The organism is Microcoleus sp. B9-D4 (assembly GCF_036705105.1).
GTDB lineage: Bacteria > Cyanobacteriota > Cyanobacteriia > Cyanobacteriales > Microcoleaceae > Microcoleus.
On record NZ_JAUBTS010000001.1, the window covers coordinates 67,912 to 84,460 of the forward strand.

Genomic DNA, 16,549 nt, shown 5'->3' on the forward strand with positions numbered 1-16,549 from the left:
ATCTTTACAGCAGCAATTCGCCGAAAAAGAACATCGGGAACACGACTTTGTGCAACAGCTAGCCGAAAAATCCAGTGTTCTGGAATCTTTGCAGCAGCAATTCGCCGAAAAAGAACATCGGGAACACGACTTTGTGCAACAGCTAGCCGAAAAATCCAGTGCTCTGGAATCTTTGCAGCAGCAATTCGCTGAAAAATCCAGTGCTTTGGAATCTTTGCAGCAGCAATTCGCTACCGAAAAGCAAAATTTGGCACAGCAATTGCAGCAAACCGTGTCGAAGTCGAGTTACGAATCTTTGCAGCACGAGTTGGCAGAAAAGTCAAGTGCGATCGGCGAATTCCAAGTTCAACTAACCAAGTTGCAATCTCTAGAAAATCAATTGAGCCAGACTGCGGCGATACAGCGAAATTACGACGCTTTGCAGCAACAGTCTCAAGAACAGCTAAGAACCATCAAAGCTTTACGGGAACAGCTAGGTCAAATGCAGGCTGTGGCTGGGATTGGCGAAGCTTATCTCAACAAGTGGCGCCGTCAGTGATTCTCTAATCAACACGGCACTGTCTAACGCTCCGGGTGCGCCCGGAGCACCTTATCCCTAACACAAAACGTCCTCTAAACTCGGCCTCCTTCCTCTTGTAGCGATAGATTTCAACCTGTCGCTACAAGAGCTTTTTATTGCAAAATATGAGCATACTATTAAGAAATATTACAATAAATAAATTTATGACAGGCGATCGCACCCCTTTTGGCAAATCCAGTCCCACAGACACTAAGATCCGCGTCACGGTAATTGGAGGCGGCATCGGCGGGCTCACAGCAGCAGCCCTGCTAGCCCGCAGAGGATACAAAGTGCTAGTCTTAGACCAGGCGATCGTCCCCGGAGGATGCGCTTCCACCTTCAAACGCAAAGGCTTTACCTTCGATGTCGGCGCCACGCAGGTTGCAGGATTGGAACCCGGAGGCATTCACCACCGAATTTTCTCAGAATTAGATATAGAACTTCCCGCCGCGACACCCTGCGATCCCGCTTGTGCGGTGTTTTTGCCGGGAGAAACCGCACCGATTAGCGTGTGGCGAGATCCGCAAAAGTGGCAGCAAGAAAGGCAACGGCAGTTTCCCGGAAGCGAACCTTTTTGGCAATTATTGTCTGCATTGTTCCAAGCTAGCTGGAAATTTCAAGGGCGCGATCCAGTTTTACCGCCCAGAAACTTCTGGGATTTCTGGCAATTAATTCAAGCAGTTCGCCCCGATACTTTAATTACCTTGCCTTTCACTTTTATGACAGTGGGAGATGCTTTGCGGCTTTGTGGGTTGGGCGACAATTTGCGCTTGAAAACTTTTCTGGATTTGCAGTTAAAATTGTATTCTCAAGTTGATACTGAAGAAACGGCGCTACTTTACGCGGCGACGGCTTTAGGAGTTTCGCAAGAGCCGCAGGGATTGTATCATCTACAAGGAAGTATGCAGGTATTGAGCGATCGACTTGTAGAGGCGATCGAACGAGACGGCGGCAAAGTCCTGTTGCGGCATACAGTTGAAAGTATTGTCACCGCCAACGGCAAAGCCACGGGTACAGTGATTCGCAATCAAAAAACAGGCGAAGTTTGGACAGAAACTGCCGATCGCATTGTTGCCAACGTGACCGCGCAAAATCTAGTAAAATTGTTGTCATGCGAGCCAATTGTCGAAAATTTAATAGATAATTTATCGGTTAAATCAGAGACTTCAGAGACAAACAACCAACTGCCAAATCAAATGGCAGGCTACAAATATCGAGTCGATAAATTGCCGCCCGCATCCGGTGCTTTTGTGATATATTTGGGAGTCCATGAAAGCGCAATTCCGGCAAATTGTCCGCCCCACCTTCAGTTTCTCTACGATTATGAAGGTGAGATTGGGGAGAATAATTCATTATTTGTTTCAGTCAGCCATCCGGGTGATGGGCGAGCACCGGAGGGAATGGCGACAATTATCGCTTCCTCATTTACTGATACTCGAATGTGGTGGAATTCGGTTGATTATGAAGGATTAAAGCAAAAATATACGGTCGGGGCGATCGCCCGTTTGAGCGAATATTTCAATTTGACGCCAGAGTCGATCGTACACCAAGAAGCCGCCACACCCCGCACCTTTGCCCGCTACACAGCGAGAGATAGAGGCGTTGTGGGTGGCATCGGCCAGCGAATACCAACCTTCGGCCCCTTCGGATTTGCCAACCGCACACCAATTAAAAACTTGTGGTTAGTGGGCGACTCCACCCATCCCGGAGAAGGTACTGCCGGTGTTTCCTATTCTGCTTTAACAGTAGTGCGACAAATGGAAGCCGCCTCTAAAATCTAAGAGGACACCGCATCGTGCCGTTTCCCTACCCCAAAAATAATTAATCGCGCGAGAGATGTAACTATCGCGCGATTAATTTTAGGGAATAGTTAACTATTAACTATTAACTATTAACAGTCAACCATCATTCCGGTGTCAACGGAATTGATATCAACTACATTCTCTGACTACTTGATAGCAATCTTTGCGCCCACAGCTTCAAGCTGTTTCTTCAATTCTTCAGCAGCTTCCTTAGCAATAGCTTCCTTAACTGCCTTCGGTGCGGCTTCTACCAAGTCTTTCGCTTCCTTCAAACCCAGACCAGTAATTGCGCGGACTTCCTTCAGAATAGCGATTTTCTTGTCAGCAGGAACTTCTTCAAGAATCACGCTGAACTCAGTTTGTACTTCATCGGGTTCAGCAGCGGCAGCAGCAGGGCCGCCCATCATCATCATGCCGCCTACAGGAGCAGCAGCGCTGACGCCGAAAGCTTCTTCAATTTGCTTGACCAATTCAGATGCTTCGAGCAAAGTCAGAGACTTAAGTTTTTCCAAGATTTCGTCAGTTGCAGTAGACATTCGTTAAACTCCTAGTTCGATTGTAGATTTGGGATTTGGGATTTGGGATTGCTCCTCCATCATTAGTTTGTCGTCTCTAGTCTTCAGCCTGTGGATTAACACTAATGACTGATGACTAATGACTAATGACTAATGACTAAGCAGATACGCTTTCTGCTTCAGGTTGTGCTTCTGCTTCTGGTGCTACTTCTGCGGAATCGCCGTCTTTTTCAGCATAAGCTTTAAGACCGCGAGCGATCGAAGTAGGAACTTGATTGATACCCACAGCCAACTTGGTTGCGACACCGTTGATAGCGCCAGCAATTTGAGCCATGAGTTGTTCTTTCGACGGCAGATCAGCTAATGCTTTAACATCAGCTTCTTTCAGTACCCGTCCTTCCATTACGCCGCCGCGAAGTTCTGTCTTCTTAGAGACTTTTTGGAATTCTTGGTAAGCTTTAATCGCGCCGCCAATATCTTCTTGCACGAACAGAAACGCCGACGTACCGGTCAGCAATTCTTGTATCGGCTGCCAGGTTTCGTTGCCTTCAACAGCAATTCGCATCAGCGTGTTTTTTGCCACTTGGCAACTGCTGCCTTTCGGACGCAAACGCCGACGCAAATCTGTGATTTCAGCAACAGTTAAGCCCGTGTAGTCAATCACGATCGCCAGTTGAGATTCGCTCAAGGTTTGCTTGAGGTCTGCAATAATCTCATTTTTTACTGCTAAACTTTTGCCCATACTTATTTCACCTCCTTTTAGGATCGAAAACTGCCCACCAAAAACCCCGACCTTAGAGCCGGGGCAGAGAATTAAAAATTAACAAGTCAGAATTAAAAATAGAAAATTTCTAATCTTTGAGTCTTGAGTTTTTATTTCTTCAGCCTCGGCAGGAAATTAAGCGGTCGGCACCTGCGGTCTTCAGCTTATTGATTTTTGATTAGGCTATCACCAGAAGGCAGATATTACCAGAGGTCTGGCGTAAGTCTTGTGAGAGATTTACACAGACAGCCGAAGCTGTCTTTTACCTTCTGCGTTCTGCTTTATTCTGTACTAGGCAGCGTCAATTTTCGTATCGCGCAGAGCACTGATATCGACTTCGATCGACGGGCCCATTGTTGCGGATACGTACAAACTGCGCCAGTAGCGACCTTTAGCACCAGAAGGACGGTTGCGATCAACAGTTTCTTGCAAAGCATGAAGGTTGACCAGCAAATCTTCCGCTGAGAAAGCTGCCTTGCCAAACATAACATGAACGATGCCAGTTCGATCGGCACGGAATTCTAGTTTACCACCTTTAAACTCGTTGATCGCCTGAGCAATGTCAGTCGTCACCGTGCCACCTTTCGGAGAAGGCATCAAACCGCGCGGGCCCAACAACCGACCCAATTTTGCCACCAACGGCATCACGTCTGGGGTAGCAATCAGGCAATCGAAGTCCATCATGCCCTTCTGAATTTCATCGATCAACTCTTCTGAACCAGCAATATCCGCGCCGGCATTTAGAGCTTCTTTAACTTTTTCGCCCTTAGCAATCACCGCAATTCTGACTACTTGACCAGTTCCTTTTGGTAGCGATACAGTTGTCCGCAACTGTTGGTCAGTATATTTCGGGTCAATTCCCAAACGGATGTGAGCTTCAGCAGCTTCGCCAAACTTAGCGGTTGCTGTTTCTTTCAAAAGTTGCAGAGCTTCCAGCGGTAGATAAGGTCTGTCTTCAACTTTCTTTTGAAGTTCTTGCAGTCTTCGCGATACTTTCTTTGCCATTGTTATCTCCTGGGGTCAGTCGATTTTAGATTTTAGATTTTAGATTTTAGATTGAACTTATCGGACAATCTTAAAATCTACCAGTTTTCGGTTACTAGCGAAGCTTTGCTTCTCCCCCTGAACCGATCGATTTAGGATTTGGGATTTTAGATTGAAGATTTTACCTTCAAAATCCTGAATTACTGACAACTGCCAACTGTCAACTGACAACTGACAACTGACTTCAATCAGCGATCGCCACGCCCATATTTTTAGCCGTTCCTGCCACAATTTTCATAGCAGCCTCAACATCATTAGCATTGAGGTCAGGCATTTTGGTTTCTGCGATTTCTCGCAGTTGAGCCTGAGTAATCGAGCCTACTTGCTTGCGATTAGGTTCTCCCGAACCCTTAGCAATGCCAGCGGCTTTTTGAATCAAAACCGAGGCCGGCGGAGTTTTGAGAATAAACGTAAAACTGCGGTCTTCAAAAACCGAAATTTCCACCGGAACCACCAGACCCGCTTGGTCTGCGGTTCTAGCATTGTACTCCTTGCAAAACATCATAATATTGACGCCGTGCTGACCCAATGCTGGGCCGATCGGAGGAGCTGGGTTGGCTTTTCCCGCCGTAATCGCCAACTTAATTACTGCAACAACTTTCTTTGCCATTAGTTAGTTCTGTTTCTGAACCTGATTGAACTCCAATTCTACAGGCGTATCGCGCCCAAAAATCGAGAGTAAAACTTTGAGCTTGTTTCGTTCCGGGCTAACTTCAATCACATCACCTTCAAAATCCTTAAACGGCCCGGAAAGTACCACAACGTGGTCTCCAGCAGACATCGATACTTTGACAACTGGTTCTGATTCCTGAGCGTTTCTGAAGATCCGTTCTACTTCCGAATGACTCAGAGGTAGCGGTTTGACGTGACCCCTGCCGCGCCCGTAGCGGCGTTTCTGCTCTGCCCCGACAAAATTAATTACATTCGGGGTATTCTTGATCACCTGCCACGTATCCTCGTCCATAAACATACGGATGAGTACGTAGCCGGGAAAGATTTTTTCATCTGACTGCCGCCTGGAACCGTCTTTGCCGACTTTGATTGCCGGAGTTTGCGGAATTTCTACTTGAACGATGCGATCGGCAACATCCAAAGTTTGAATCCGCTGCTGCAAGTTTGCCTTCACGCGCTTTTCGCAGCCAGAGGCAACTTGAACAGCATACCAGCGAGCATCAATCTCCGGCACATCTGGCGATGCTGCCTGTCCCGTCGCTTCTGTGGAATACTCAGATTCTTCTGATGCAAAAGTCATGGCCCAAACACCTTTCCCGCGCCCCAGTTAAAGAAGTTATCCACCAAATAGATCAGGCTTGCTGAGAGGATCACCATCAAAAGCACGGCCAAAGACTCGCTGATTAGCTGCTGCCTGCTAGGCCAAACCACTTTGTCGAGTTCTTCTCTAGTTTCCTTAAAAAAACCCGCAGGGTCAAACCCAGGCGCTGTTATTTCTTGAGTTTCTTGAGCTTCGTCTTTTTTCGCCACGATTCAATCCCCCTTGCGATTTTAGATTTTAGATTTTAGATTTTAGATGGTGTGAGTGGCCCGCGGCTCTCAGATTTTGTGACACTAACCACTTACGCCCAAGTCCCAAATCTCAAATCTAAAGCCACGACTTTTTTACAAGCCCAACCAATCAACGGCGTAAATGCCGATCGCCGAAACCGATGATCGAGAAGCCACACCGAGCATTTGTTGATGGCATTTTTTGCGAACCGCCCACAAAAATTAATTCTACCCGAAAGTTTGGGGTTTTGACTGTTGCCAGCCAATAATCCGGGCGCTTTCGGGCAGAATTTAATGTTTGGTGATTCAGCGCGCCCTGGAGGACTTGAACCCCCGACATCAGGTTTTGGAGACCTGCGTTCTACCAACTGAACTAAGAGCGCACAGGTGAGGTTGCTGAAATTCGCTTAACCTCTAGATTTCTATTTTAACACAGTGCGCTCGTAAATGGGAAACTTTTTTTGAATTTTTTTAATTTCCCATGAACCATGAACCAAGGGGAAGCTGGGTGCATTCCTACAGGGAGCGATCGAACCGCTGTTTGACGCGAGTAGCTTTGCCCACCCGATCGCGCAGGTAGTAAAGTTTTGCTCTGCGGACTTTCCCGCGGCGCATCACTTGGATCGTGGCGATGCGGGGCGAGTGAATCAAAAACACCCGTTCCACTCCGACGCCCTGAAACACGCGGCGGACGGTGATTGTTTCATTAATCCCGCCATTACGCATGGCAATCACAGTCCCTTCGTAGGGCTGAACCCGTTCTTTGTTACCCTCTTTAATTCTTACGCCGACTCGCACTGTGTCGCCGACGTAAATTTCGGGAACTTGTTTATTGAGTTCTTGCTTGACTCTATCTATTTCTGCCGTTTCGATAGAACGGATTATTTCTGCGCCTTTCATCGGATTTACCAAAACTCACAATCCCTTATCATATATCGAAATGCCCGTTTTATGTCAAAAAATTTCTATGTTAGATACCTCTGGGGTCGTATTTCTGCAACTAGGGGCAATGGCCGCACTGGCCTTGTACGTCGCCGCCAACTTGGGTGCCAACGATGTCGCTAACTCGATGGGGACATCCGTAGGCTCGAAGGCGCTAACGCTGCAGCAGGCAATAATTGTTGCAGGCATACTGGAGTTTTCCGGCGCAGTGCTGTTCGGCCAAGGAGTTTCCGAAACTCTCGCAACAGGAGTTGTGAATGCACAAGTGTTCGCGGCTCAACCGCAAGTATTTTTAATCGGGATGGTGTCAGTGCTGATTGCTTGCGGCTTGTGGCTGCAAATCGCTACCAGTCGAGGTTTGCCTGTTTCTTCATCCCATGCAGTGGTGGGCGCGATCGCGGGTTTTAGCTGTGTTGCAGCCGGAATTAATGCGGTTGATTGGCGAACCATCGGCACCATCTCCCTAACTTGGCTGGCGACACCTGTTGCCAGCGGTGCTTTAGCCGCACTATTTTACAGTGTGGTGAAGTATTCGATTCTCGATCGACCAGATCCTCTATCTCAAATGCGGGAGTGGATACCTTGGCTGAGTGCAGCAATGCTGAGCGTATTTGGCGTAATTGTACTGCCGTCTATTGTGGATGTTGCTTTGGTGCAGACAGGGGCGATCGCCGCCGCGCAGGATAGATTTGGCTGGAATCTTCCAATTCACGATATTGTCATTGGCATCGGGAGTATGGGGGCGATCGCCTTGACACTCAATAGCTGGAACAAATTAGAATCAGTTGAGAAGGAAAAAGGTTCGGCAACGAGCAATGTACGGGATGTAACGGATGTAACGGATGCAAGGAATAAGAAAGAGGGAATATTTTCCCAATCTCCCACTCTCCCCCTCTCCCCCTCTCCCCCTCCCCGCCACTCTCCCATCGAGCAACAAATGGCGAGATTTCAAGTCTTAAGCGCCTGTTTTGTAGCATTTTCCCACGGTTCCAACGACGTAGGAAATGCCGTTGCTCCCCTAGCTGCGATCGCCTACATCCGGCGCACAGGTTCCTTTCCCTCAGAAGATTTCAGCGTTCCCCTGTGGATTTTAGTCGTCGGAGGCGCAGGAATAGTCATCGGTTTAACCATCTGGGGCAAAAATGTAATTGCCACAGTCGGCGAAAAGATCATCGAACTCCAACCAAGCGGCGGATTTTGCGCGGAATTAGCCACAGCCACCACAGTCTTGTTAGCATCCCGCTTCGGTTTGCCAGTTTCCACATCCCACGCTTTAGTCGGTGCAGTCGTCGGAGTCGGGCTGATCAAAGCTTGGAAAACTGTACGCTTGCAAACTTTGCTGTCAATTGGTTCGGCTTGGCTGGTGACAATTCCGATCGCCGCAGGTTTGGCTGCTATCATCTTCAGCATCGCGCAATCGATTTTAGATTTTAGATTTTAGATTTTAGATTGAGGCATTTCAGAACAGTCAACAGTAGACCTCTTGCAAAAATAATTAGGACGGGCAAGATGCCCATCCCACAAGAAAAAAAAACTTTTGTGGGATGGGCATCTTGCCCGTCCCATCAATTGATGAAAAGGATTTTTGCAAGAGGTCTAGTCAACAGTCAACAGTTAACTAATCCTTCTGATTGCCGCGGTTGGGATATTCTCGCAGCGGCAGCAGTTTCCAAGCCGCAGCATCTGCACCCCAGTTACGAAAAATCTTCACTGAAGCGAAAATTTTAGCGAAACGCCAATTATAGCAACGCTTCCAGTCAGGAGGCCACTGGGCGGTTTCGTCAGAGGCTTGCAAAGCTCTGACTTCAGCTTCGAGTGCTGCGGCGTGGCGCTGCATGATGATTTCTAGTTGCAAAAAGTGTTCTTCGGGCGATCGCAATTTTTTGACATCCTAACTACAAACGTGATAACGGTGATTTTACCGAACATCAGAGTAGTCACTTCTTCATCACTAATAGACATCTCCAGAAAAGCAAGCTTTGAACAGGCAGGATGCCTGTTCCACAAGAATTATTGGAGATGTCTAATAGTAATTTCCCACATCAAACCCGGTTTCGACACACAAGCACGCGGGTTCCTCAATCACTTAATTCCTCCTCAAAGCAATGCTCCAGCTTTTGAGCCAGCACCTCGACCCCTGGCTTTCTCAACATAGTCAGGTGATTCCCAGGAACTCTAATCACCTCTACTTTTTCCGTCGTTAATTCGCTCCAGCCAAGAGTCGGATCTTGATTAGTTTTGCTTAGCTGTTCCCTCGATCTAAACAGAGTAATTCGCTGCGGATAAATTTTTGGTACATAGCTGAGAGTTGCTTGACTATTAGCCTGAAATACAGTAAACATTGAAGGAATTGCCAGCTCGCGCCAGCTCCGTTCTTTTGACTCCTGAGATAGGATGCTAACCATAACCGCCTGTTTCCAATTCCAGCGATGCCAAAAATTAGCTACTAGATTAAGCATCTTATTTAATTTCGGAAATTTGGCAGCAATACCGCCACTTTGAACATTTTCTGCAGCAGCCACCAAGCGAAAATAATCTACTACAAAAGGCCAGATAGAGCGCGAAACAGTAGTCAGAATAAACTTGCAACCGTCCCAAAAAGAAGGTTTGTTAGCAGAAATCGGCGCTAAAGTATCAAGCACAGCAAGCAAAGCCACTTCGTCCCCCGCTGCGAGCAACTGTTGAGCCATCTCAAAAGCAACCAAACCTCCAAAAGACCAGCCTCCTAAAAAATAAGGCCCTTTTGGTTGAACGGTACGCAAAGCTGCGATATAGTCAGCCGCCATGTCTTCAATGCTAGTTAACGGAGAACTTTCGCCGTCAATACCCTTTGGTTGCAGCCCGTAAAACGGTTGATTTTCTCCTAGCACAAACGCTAACTCGACATAAGGAAACACGACGCCAAAGATGGGATGGACGCAGAAGAACGGGGGATTTTTACCGCGAGGTTTAATTGCAACTAAAGGCGACCATTCCAGAGAATTTGTTTCTGAAGATAGGGAATCGGCTAAACCTTCAATTGTCGGATTTAAAAAAAGAGCAGACAGCGGTAACTCGCGCTCAAATTGCTGGTTAATCTCATTGATGAGGCGGATTGCCAACAGGGAATCTCCACCCAAATCGAAGAAGTTATCGCCAATGCCAACGCACTCTGCGTTGAGGATTGTGGCCCAAATTTGGGCGAGGGTTGACTCGGTTGGTGTGCGAGGCGCAATGCAGCTTTTATCTATTGAATTGCTAGTTATATTTCCCGGTGCAGGTAGGCGCAGGCGGTCGATTTTGCCATTAGGAGTTAGGGGCAGAAAATCGATCGCCACAAAAGCACTGGGAATCATGTAATTGGGCAGTTGTTGTTTGAGGAAATTGCGTATTTCCACAGGATTAATTGTCTGATTGTGCTTGGGGACGACATAAGCAACTAGGCGTTTGTTGCCAGACAAATCATCCACAGCAACCGCCGCTGTTTCTTTGACTGCTGGATGCTGAACCAGCAGCGCTTCAATTTCTCCCAATTCTATTCGATAACCGCGAATTTTTACCTGTTCGTCAGTGCGGCCTAAAAACTCAATATTGCCGTCTGGAAAATAGCGAGCTAAGTCACCAGTTTTATAAATTTGTTCTCCTGCTTTATGGCTGAACGGATTAGCAATAAATCGCTGGGCGGTTAATTCAGGGCGCTTCAGGTAGCCTCGCGCCAATCCGCTGCCGCCGATGTATAATTCACCGGGAATTCCAACGGGTACAGGCTGTAAATTTTTATCTAAAATATAGAGTTGAGTGTTGGCTATTGGGCGACCGATGGGCGGTTTTTTGCGTGAAGCGAAGCTATCCCGCAGGGAATCGCCAATTTCGGCAAAACTTGACCAGACTGTCGCTTCTGTAGGGCCGTAAGCGTTAAAAAATCTGCGCCTGGAAGCCCAGCGTTTAACGATATCTGGGGAACAGGATTCGCCAGCACAGATGATTGTTTGCAGTGCGGGAAGTTCGGCGTTTGGAAGGACAGCTAGCAGCGAAGGCGGGAGGGTAGCGTGGGTAATAGCATTGTCCTGCAAAAATTGGATTAATGTTTGTCCGGGCAACAAGGATTCTTTCTTGGCACAGTAAAGTGTTGCTCCGGTTCCCAAGGCCATAACAATCTCAAAGATTGAGGCATCAAAACTCAGGGATGCGAATTGCAAAATGCGGTGATTTGAGTTTAAGTTAAAAGCTTCTATTTGAGCTAGGGCTAAGTTGTAGAGTCCCCGATGTTCGATTAAAACGCCTTTGGGTTTTCCGGTTGAACCAGATGTGTAAATGACGTAGGCTAGGTTTTTTGGTAGGATATTTGTAGTTTGGTTTTCTGGGCTTTGTCGGGCGATAATTTCTCTGTCGGAGTCCAAACACACTACTGAAAAAAGTCCGAAATTTTCCGGCTGCGTCAAGTTTTTTGCTAAGTGCTGCTGAGTTACCAAAATCGACACCTGAGCATCTTTTAACATGAAGTTAAGGCGCTCTTGAGGATAAGTTGGATCTAAAGGCAGATACGCTGCGCCTGCTTTGATAATGCCTAGGAATCCGACGATCGCATCTAAGGAACGTTCTACACAAAGGCCCACTAAAACTTCGGGTGCTGCTCCCAATTGCTGCAAGTAATGTGCAAGTTGGTTGGCTCGGCTGTTGAGTTGGCGGTAGGTTAACTGCTGGTTTTCAAAGACGGCGGCGACAGCATGGGGCGTTAGCGGAGCCCTCGAAGAGGATCGCGCGACTTGCTCTTCAAATAGCTGATGGAAACACTGGTTTTGCGGATAATCTCTCTGAGTGTCATTCCAATCGATTAATAATTGCTGGTATTCTGGCGCTGTCAGCAAAGCCAAGTCGCTGAGGTGCTGTTGGGGATTGGCAACAATGGCTTCGAGCAGCGTTTGGAAATGTCCCGCCATGCGCGCAATTGTGGCGCTATCAAATAAATCTGTGCTGTAAACAAATTGCCCTTGAATACTTCCTGCATTTTCCCACAAGTGGCACTCTAAATCGAGCTTGGCGGTTCCCGCGTCAAAGTCGATCGCCTCTCCAACGATTCCCGGCAATTCTAGCGCTGCTACAGGAGTGTTTTGCAGGCTGAAACTAAGTTGAAATAGGGGGTTGCGGCTCAACTCGCGATCGGGGTGCAATTCCTCAACCAACTTCTCGAAGGGCAAATCTTGGTGGGCGTAGGCTGCCATTGCGACGTTTTTTACCCGATGCAATAGTTCCCGAAAAGTGGGGTTTCCTGATAAATCTGCACGCAGCACCAAACTGTTGACAAAAAAACCGATTAATGCTTCAATTTCGCTCAAGTTGCGATTGGCGATCGGCGTTCCTACTGCAATATCTACTTGTCCTGTATAGCGGTACAGCAAAGTTTGAAAAGCGGCTAGTAGAGTAATAAATAAAGTCGCGCTTTCTTGCTGGCTCAATGACTTTAGCGCCTCGCTCAAAGCAGGTGATAGTGTTATAAATTGTTTAGCGCCGCGGTAGGATGGAACGGCAGGTCTTTGCCTGTCTGTTGGTAGATTGAGTGCCGTAATTCCGTTTAACTGCTGCCGCCAATAAGCTAACTGCGTTTCTAATACTTCGCCCTGCAACCATTGGTGCTGCCATTCTGCAAAGTCGGCGTACTGCACGGGCAGTGCTGGTAAGTGCGATCGCTCATTTTTTACAAATGCTGTGTATAGCGTTCCCAGCTCTCGAATTAGCACTCCAATTGACCAACCATCAGCCACAATATGATGTAAATTCAGCAACAATATATGTTCTGTTTCACTGAGTTGTAACAGCGTTACTTTAAATAACGGCCCGGCGGCTAAATCGAAAGGGCATTGCGCTGCATCGGTTGCGAGTTGCAGCGCTGCGGTTTGCTGCTGATTTGGCGAGAGATTTTGTAAGTCGATTGTGGGGAGCGATACGGTTAAAAGGGGAGCAATAATTTGTACGAGTTCCCCTTCCAAAAGCGTAAAAGTGGTTCGCAAAGTTTCGTGCCGCTGCACAATTTCGTTGAAGGTTTGCTCTAAGGATCTTAAGTTGAGGGAACCTGTTAAGCGGAGCGCTGTTGAGACATTGTAGAAAGGATTGCCCGGTGCTAATTGATTGAGGAACCAAAGCCGCTGCTGGGCAAATGAGGCGGGGAAGACGAAAACTTCTGTTTCTTGCTGCATATTTATCGAAATTGCACCCGTTCAACCGCCCTAATTTTTATTTACTTTCTTGATTAAAAGATGATAGCTTCATCCGCCGACTGTCCCGAGAAATCGCCACTAAAGCAGGAGTTTTAATATTAGCATCGCTCTCTTTCAAACTCTCAACAATCTTAGATAATTCTGCAATTGTCGGTGCTTCAAAAACGCGGCGCAAAGGCAACTCTACCGCGAAAGCATCTCGCACTCTCGAAACAAGCTGAGTCGCCAGCAGCGAATGACCTCCTAATTCAAAGAAATTGTCCCGGATACCCACTCGCTTTATCCCCAAAACCTCAACCCAAATTTTCACTAAAACTTCCTCAATAGAAGTATGAGGCGCAACATAACTGCCAGCCCATTCTAACTTAATTGGCTCCGGTGCAGGCAAAGCGAGGCGATCGACCTTTCCGTTAGCCGTCACAGGTAGCGACTCCAGCACCACAAAAGCCGACGGAATCATATATTCAGGCAGTTTTTCTGCTAGATAAGCCTGCAACTGTGGCACTAATTTACGCGCTGCTTTAGCTTGTAAGGGATTGTTAGCATAAGAGCGCCAAGGACGCAAGTTATCGCTTCGGGTTTCTCGCACAAAATCTCTAGTTTCGCCCCGTGCAAACACAACATCGTAGCGCCCTTGACTGTCGGAATTAGACCAACTAATATTAACATTATACGGAACTTCCAAAGCATACCACGCTTCGGGATCGACTCCTAAATCCTCCACTTTTTCCACGGCTTTCTGCAACTGACCTGCTGTTGGAAATTTATCGACAACCGACAGCAATTCTGCCGCCTTAACTGCTGCCGCTACCCGCGCATTAGGCACATTAGCAATTCTTAAAAGATCGAGTTGAGTTTGCAATAATATTTCTTGCACCTTGGTAACAGTCAGATTCTGATTTTCAGCCGACCAATCCAGCCGTTTTGATCCCCCCTGCCCCCCTTGAAATGGGGGGTTCTGAAGCTCTGTTTTGTCATAAAAGTTAGAGACACTTCTTAGCCCCCCTTCATAAGGGGGGTTGGGGGGATCTGTTTCAGACGCAATATGCAGAATAGCATTGTACCGAAAATCAGTTAACTCATTGTGATAACTACCGCGAATTAATTGAATCTCTACGCCGCCAATCTGCGGAAAGCGGTGCTTTAATGCGCTAAAAAACTCTGGTTCAATAACTAACTCTGTTTCTTGAAAAATTTGCATTTGTACTCGCTGCTGCAACTGTTCGCCAGAGAGAGAAGGTTCGGCTTGATACAGTTGTACGGAAGCGTGGAAAGCTGCCAGCAACGGCAAGCTGCGGACATCTCCGATGAATATAAAGCCGCCGGGAGCAGTTGCTTTCACCGCACCTTCTAGCACCTGCACGAGATAGTCGATATTCGGGAAATATTGCACGACTGAGTTGAGAATCACCGCGTCAAAAGCTGCTGTCTCTACTCCTGCAAAGTCTGTCGCCATTTTCTGAAGCAGCGTTACATTAGCTAACTGTTGATTTGCCAAGTGCTGCTGAATATAGTTGAGCGAAATAGGTGAAAAGTCTGTTCCGCAATATTGAGTGCAGCGAGGCGCAATTTGGAACAGCAACAAACCTGTGCCGCAGCCAATTTCTAACACTCGGCTAGGCTGCAAAGCTAAAATTTGGGCTGCTTGATTGTTAGCCCAGTCGCGCACCTGTTCTGCTGGGATTGGCTGATTAGTATAACTGCTATTCCAGCCGACTATATTAAATGTTGGATCTGAGTCAACAGCAGGTTGATTGTAAGTTTCATTGTAGAGCATTTGCCACTGCAAAACCTGTTCGTCCTGCAATTGCATTATTTGGTTTTTTTCGTGGGCAACGCTATATTCTGCATTCAGGGCAATATAAGCTACTAAACGTTTATCTCCATGTCCATCTTCCGAAGCTATTGCTACAGTTTGCTGCACGGCAGGATGTTGAGTTAATACTGTCTCGATTTCTCCTAATTCGATGCGGAAACCGCGAATTTTTACTTGTTCGTCAATGCGTCCTAAAAATTCAAGGTTGCGATCGGCTCTGTAGCGCACTAAGTCGCCAGTTTTGTAAATTCGCTCTCCTGAATTTGGTTTAAAGTGAGATGTTGCACCATTATCGAGAACAGGCAAGATGCCTGTTCCACAAGAGATGAATTTTTCTGTGGAACAGGCATCTTGCCTGTTCCTAAACAAGTCATTGAGAATGGTGCCTGAATTTGGTTTAAAAGGATTGACAATAAAGCTTTGTGCGGTTAAATCTGGGCGGTTGAGGTAGCCGCGAGCGAGTCCGTTTCCGCCGATGTACAATTCGCCAACAACCCCCATTGGTACGGGCTGCAAATATTTGTCTAATATGTAGACTTGAGTGTTAGCAATGGGGCGGCCAATTGTCGGGGCGATGTCTGTTTGCTCTGTTACAGGAATATAACCGGAAGTTGTGACGACGGTGTTCTCGGTTGGGCCGTAATTATTTACTAGCTTAAATGGAGGGGATTTTAAAGGATGTTGTTGCAGTTTTTCGCCGCCTGCGAGCAAGATTCGCAACGCTGTTGTTTGAGGCCAATCTAATAGCAAAACTTTCTCGGCTAAAGGTGTTGGCAAAAAGCTAATTGTAATTGCGTTTGATACTAACCAGTTTTGCAGTTTTTCAGGATCTCGCCTGATGTCATCTTCTGGAAAGTAGATGCTAGCCCCCGCGGCGAGATAAGGCCAAATTTCCCACCCGCAAGCATCAAAGCCGATCGCAGCAATTTGCGTTGCTCGATCGCCCGCTGACACCCCAAACTCTCTTTGATGCCAAAAAACGAGATTTAACAAGCTCCCGTGCTCAATTTCAACTCCTTTCGGCTTTCCCGTGGAACCGGAGGTGTAAATCGCGTAAACCAGATTTTTTGCTGTGACTGCGCCGGTGGGATTGTCGGCGATTTCTTGGGAAATCATCTCCCAGTCTGTGTCTAGAAAAACAACCCTTGGATGGTGAATTTTATCATCTGACTGTGTTTCTAAATTTTGCACTTCGCCATCATCCACCAGGGAATAAATTCCCTGGCTCATAGCTGAAGTCGGCTGAAGCCGACTGGAAACTTGTCCTCCTTCAGTCGTCTTTAGACGACTTTCGCTATTAGACAGGGAATTTATTCCCTGGCGGGTAAGCAATACTGACTGTGTTTCTAAATTTTGCACTTCGCCATCATCCACCAGGGAATAAATTCCCTGGCTCATAGCTGAAGTCGGC

Annotated in this window: 13 protein-coding genes, 1 tRNA gene, 1 pseudogene and 1 other annotated feature; of the genes and pseudogenes, 3 read left to right on the forward strand and 12 right to left on the reverse strand. The window is 47.1% G+C overall.

Annotation, left to right across the window (positions count from 1 at the left end; genetic code table 11):
- Positions 1-538: pseudogene (locus QUB24_RS00275) on the forward strand (CopG family transcriptional regulator); the annotation flags it as partial.
- A 185-nt stretch (positions 539-723) separates the two neighbouring features.
- On the forward strand, positions 724-2,340 hold the full coding sequence (gene crtD / locus QUB24_RS00280; protein WP_333149887.1) for a C-3',4' desaturase CrtD: 1,617 nt from the start codon (positions 724-726) through the stop codon (positions 2,338-2,340).
- A 167-nt stretch (positions 2,341-2,507) separates the two neighbouring features.
- On the opposite strand, the gene rplL is transcribed toward crtD, so the two are convergent.
- The 9 genes from rplL to rplS form a co-directional block, all read right to left on the reverse strand.
- Entirely contained in the window at positions 2,508-2,897 is a 390-nt protein-coding gene (rplL, locus tag QUB24_RS00285; RefSeq protein WP_333149508.1) for a 50S ribosomal protein L7/L12, read from the reverse strand.
- A gap of 136 nt (positions 2,898-3,033) precedes the next feature.
- Positions 3,034-3,618 (reverse strand): 50S ribosomal protein L10, encoded by a 585-nt coding sequence (rplJ, locus tag QUB24_RS00290; RefSeq protein ID WP_333149510.1) that lies wholly within the window; start codon positions 3,616-3,618, stop codon positions 3,034-3,036.
- A gap of 29 nt (positions 3,619-3,647) precedes the next feature.
- Positions 3,648-3,820, reverse strand: a sequence feature (ribosomal protein L10 leader region).
- A gap of 110 nt (positions 3,821-3,930) precedes the next feature.
- Positions 3,931-4,644, reverse strand: coding sequence for a 50S ribosomal protein L1 (rplA, locus tag QUB24_RS00295; protein WP_333080351.1), 714 nt, complete (start codon positions 4,642-4,644; stop codon positions 3,931-3,933).
- Between the two features lie 223 nt (positions 4,645-4,867).
- Positions 4,868-5,293, reverse strand: a complete 426-nt coding sequence (rplK, locus tag QUB24_RS00300; protein WP_333031062.1) for a 50S ribosomal protein L11 — start codon at positions 5,291-5,293, stop codon at positions 4,868-4,870.
- 3 nt (positions 5,294-5,296) lie between these two features.
- Positions 5,297-5,935 carry a transcription termination/antitermination protein NusG gene (gene nusG, locus QUB24_RS00305; protein WP_332953948.1) on the reverse strand — a complete coding sequence of 213 codons (639 nt, stop codon included), beginning with the start codon at positions 5,933-5,935 and terminating at the stop codon, positions 5,297-5,299.
- Positions 5,932-6,165 (reverse strand): preprotein translocase subunit SecE, encoded by a 234-nt coding sequence (secE, locus tag QUB24_RS00310; protein WP_333054360.1) that lies wholly within the window; start codon positions 6,163-6,165, stop codon positions 5,932-5,934. The genes nusG and secE overlap by 4 nt, the downstream gene beginning before the upstream one ends.
- A gap of 151 nt (positions 6,166-6,316) precedes the next feature.
- Entirely contained in the window at positions 6,317-6,526 is a 210-nt protein-coding gene (locus QUB24_RS00315; protein ID WP_333149513.1) for a hypothetical protein, read from the reverse strand.
- Positions 6,497-6,569, reverse strand: a tRNA-Trp gene (locus QUB24_RS00320). Before QUB24_RS00320 ends, QUB24_RS00315 begins: the two co-directional genes overlap by 30 nt.
- Before the next feature lie 133 nt (positions 6,570-6,702).
- The gene (rplS, locus tag QUB24_RS00325) at positions 6,703-7,086 is read right to left on the reverse strand and encodes a 50S ribosomal protein L19 (protein WP_333054363.1); all 384 of its coding nucleotides are present in this window, start codon (positions 7,084-7,086) and stop codon (positions 6,703-6,705) included.
- A 67-nt stretch (positions 7,087-7,153) separates the two neighbouring features.
- On the opposite strand from rplS, the gene QUB24_RS00330 reads away from it, so the two are divergent.
- Positions 7,154-8,569 carry an inorganic phosphate transporter gene (locus QUB24_RS00330; RefSeq protein WP_333149515.1) on the forward strand — a complete coding sequence of 472 codons (1,416 nt, stop codon included), beginning with the start codon at positions 7,154-7,156 and terminating at the stop codon, positions 8,567-8,569.
- 177 nt (positions 8,570-8,746) lie between these two features.
- On the opposite strand, the gene QUB24_RS00335 is transcribed toward QUB24_RS00330, so the two are convergent.
- The 3 genes from QUB24_RS00335 to QUB24_RS00345 all read right to left on the reverse strand — a co-directional run bounded on the left by QUB24_RS00335 (position 8,747) and on the right by QUB24_RS00345 (position 16,536).
- Positions 8,747-9,007 carry a hypothetical protein gene (locus tag QUB24_RS00335; protein WP_333149517.1) on the reverse strand — a complete coding sequence of 87 codons (261 nt, stop codon included), beginning with the start codon at positions 9,005-9,007 and terminating at the stop codon, positions 8,747-8,749.
- A 199-nt stretch (positions 9,008-9,206) separates the two neighbouring features.
- Complete coding sequence (locus QUB24_RS00340; RefSeq protein ID WP_333149519.1) at positions 9,207-13,301, reverse strand: amino acid adenylation domain-containing protein; 4,095 nt, start codon at positions 13,299-13,301, stop codon at positions 9,207-9,209.
- Positions 13,302-13,338: 37 nt separating this feature from the next.
- Positions 13,339-16,536: an amino acid adenylation domain-containing protein gene (locus tag QUB24_RS00345; protein WP_445300373.1), complete on the reverse strand. Its 3,198-nt coding sequence runs from the start codon at positions 16,534-16,536 to the stop codon at positions 13,339-13,341.
- Positions 16,537-16,549: the final 13 nt, after the last annotated feature.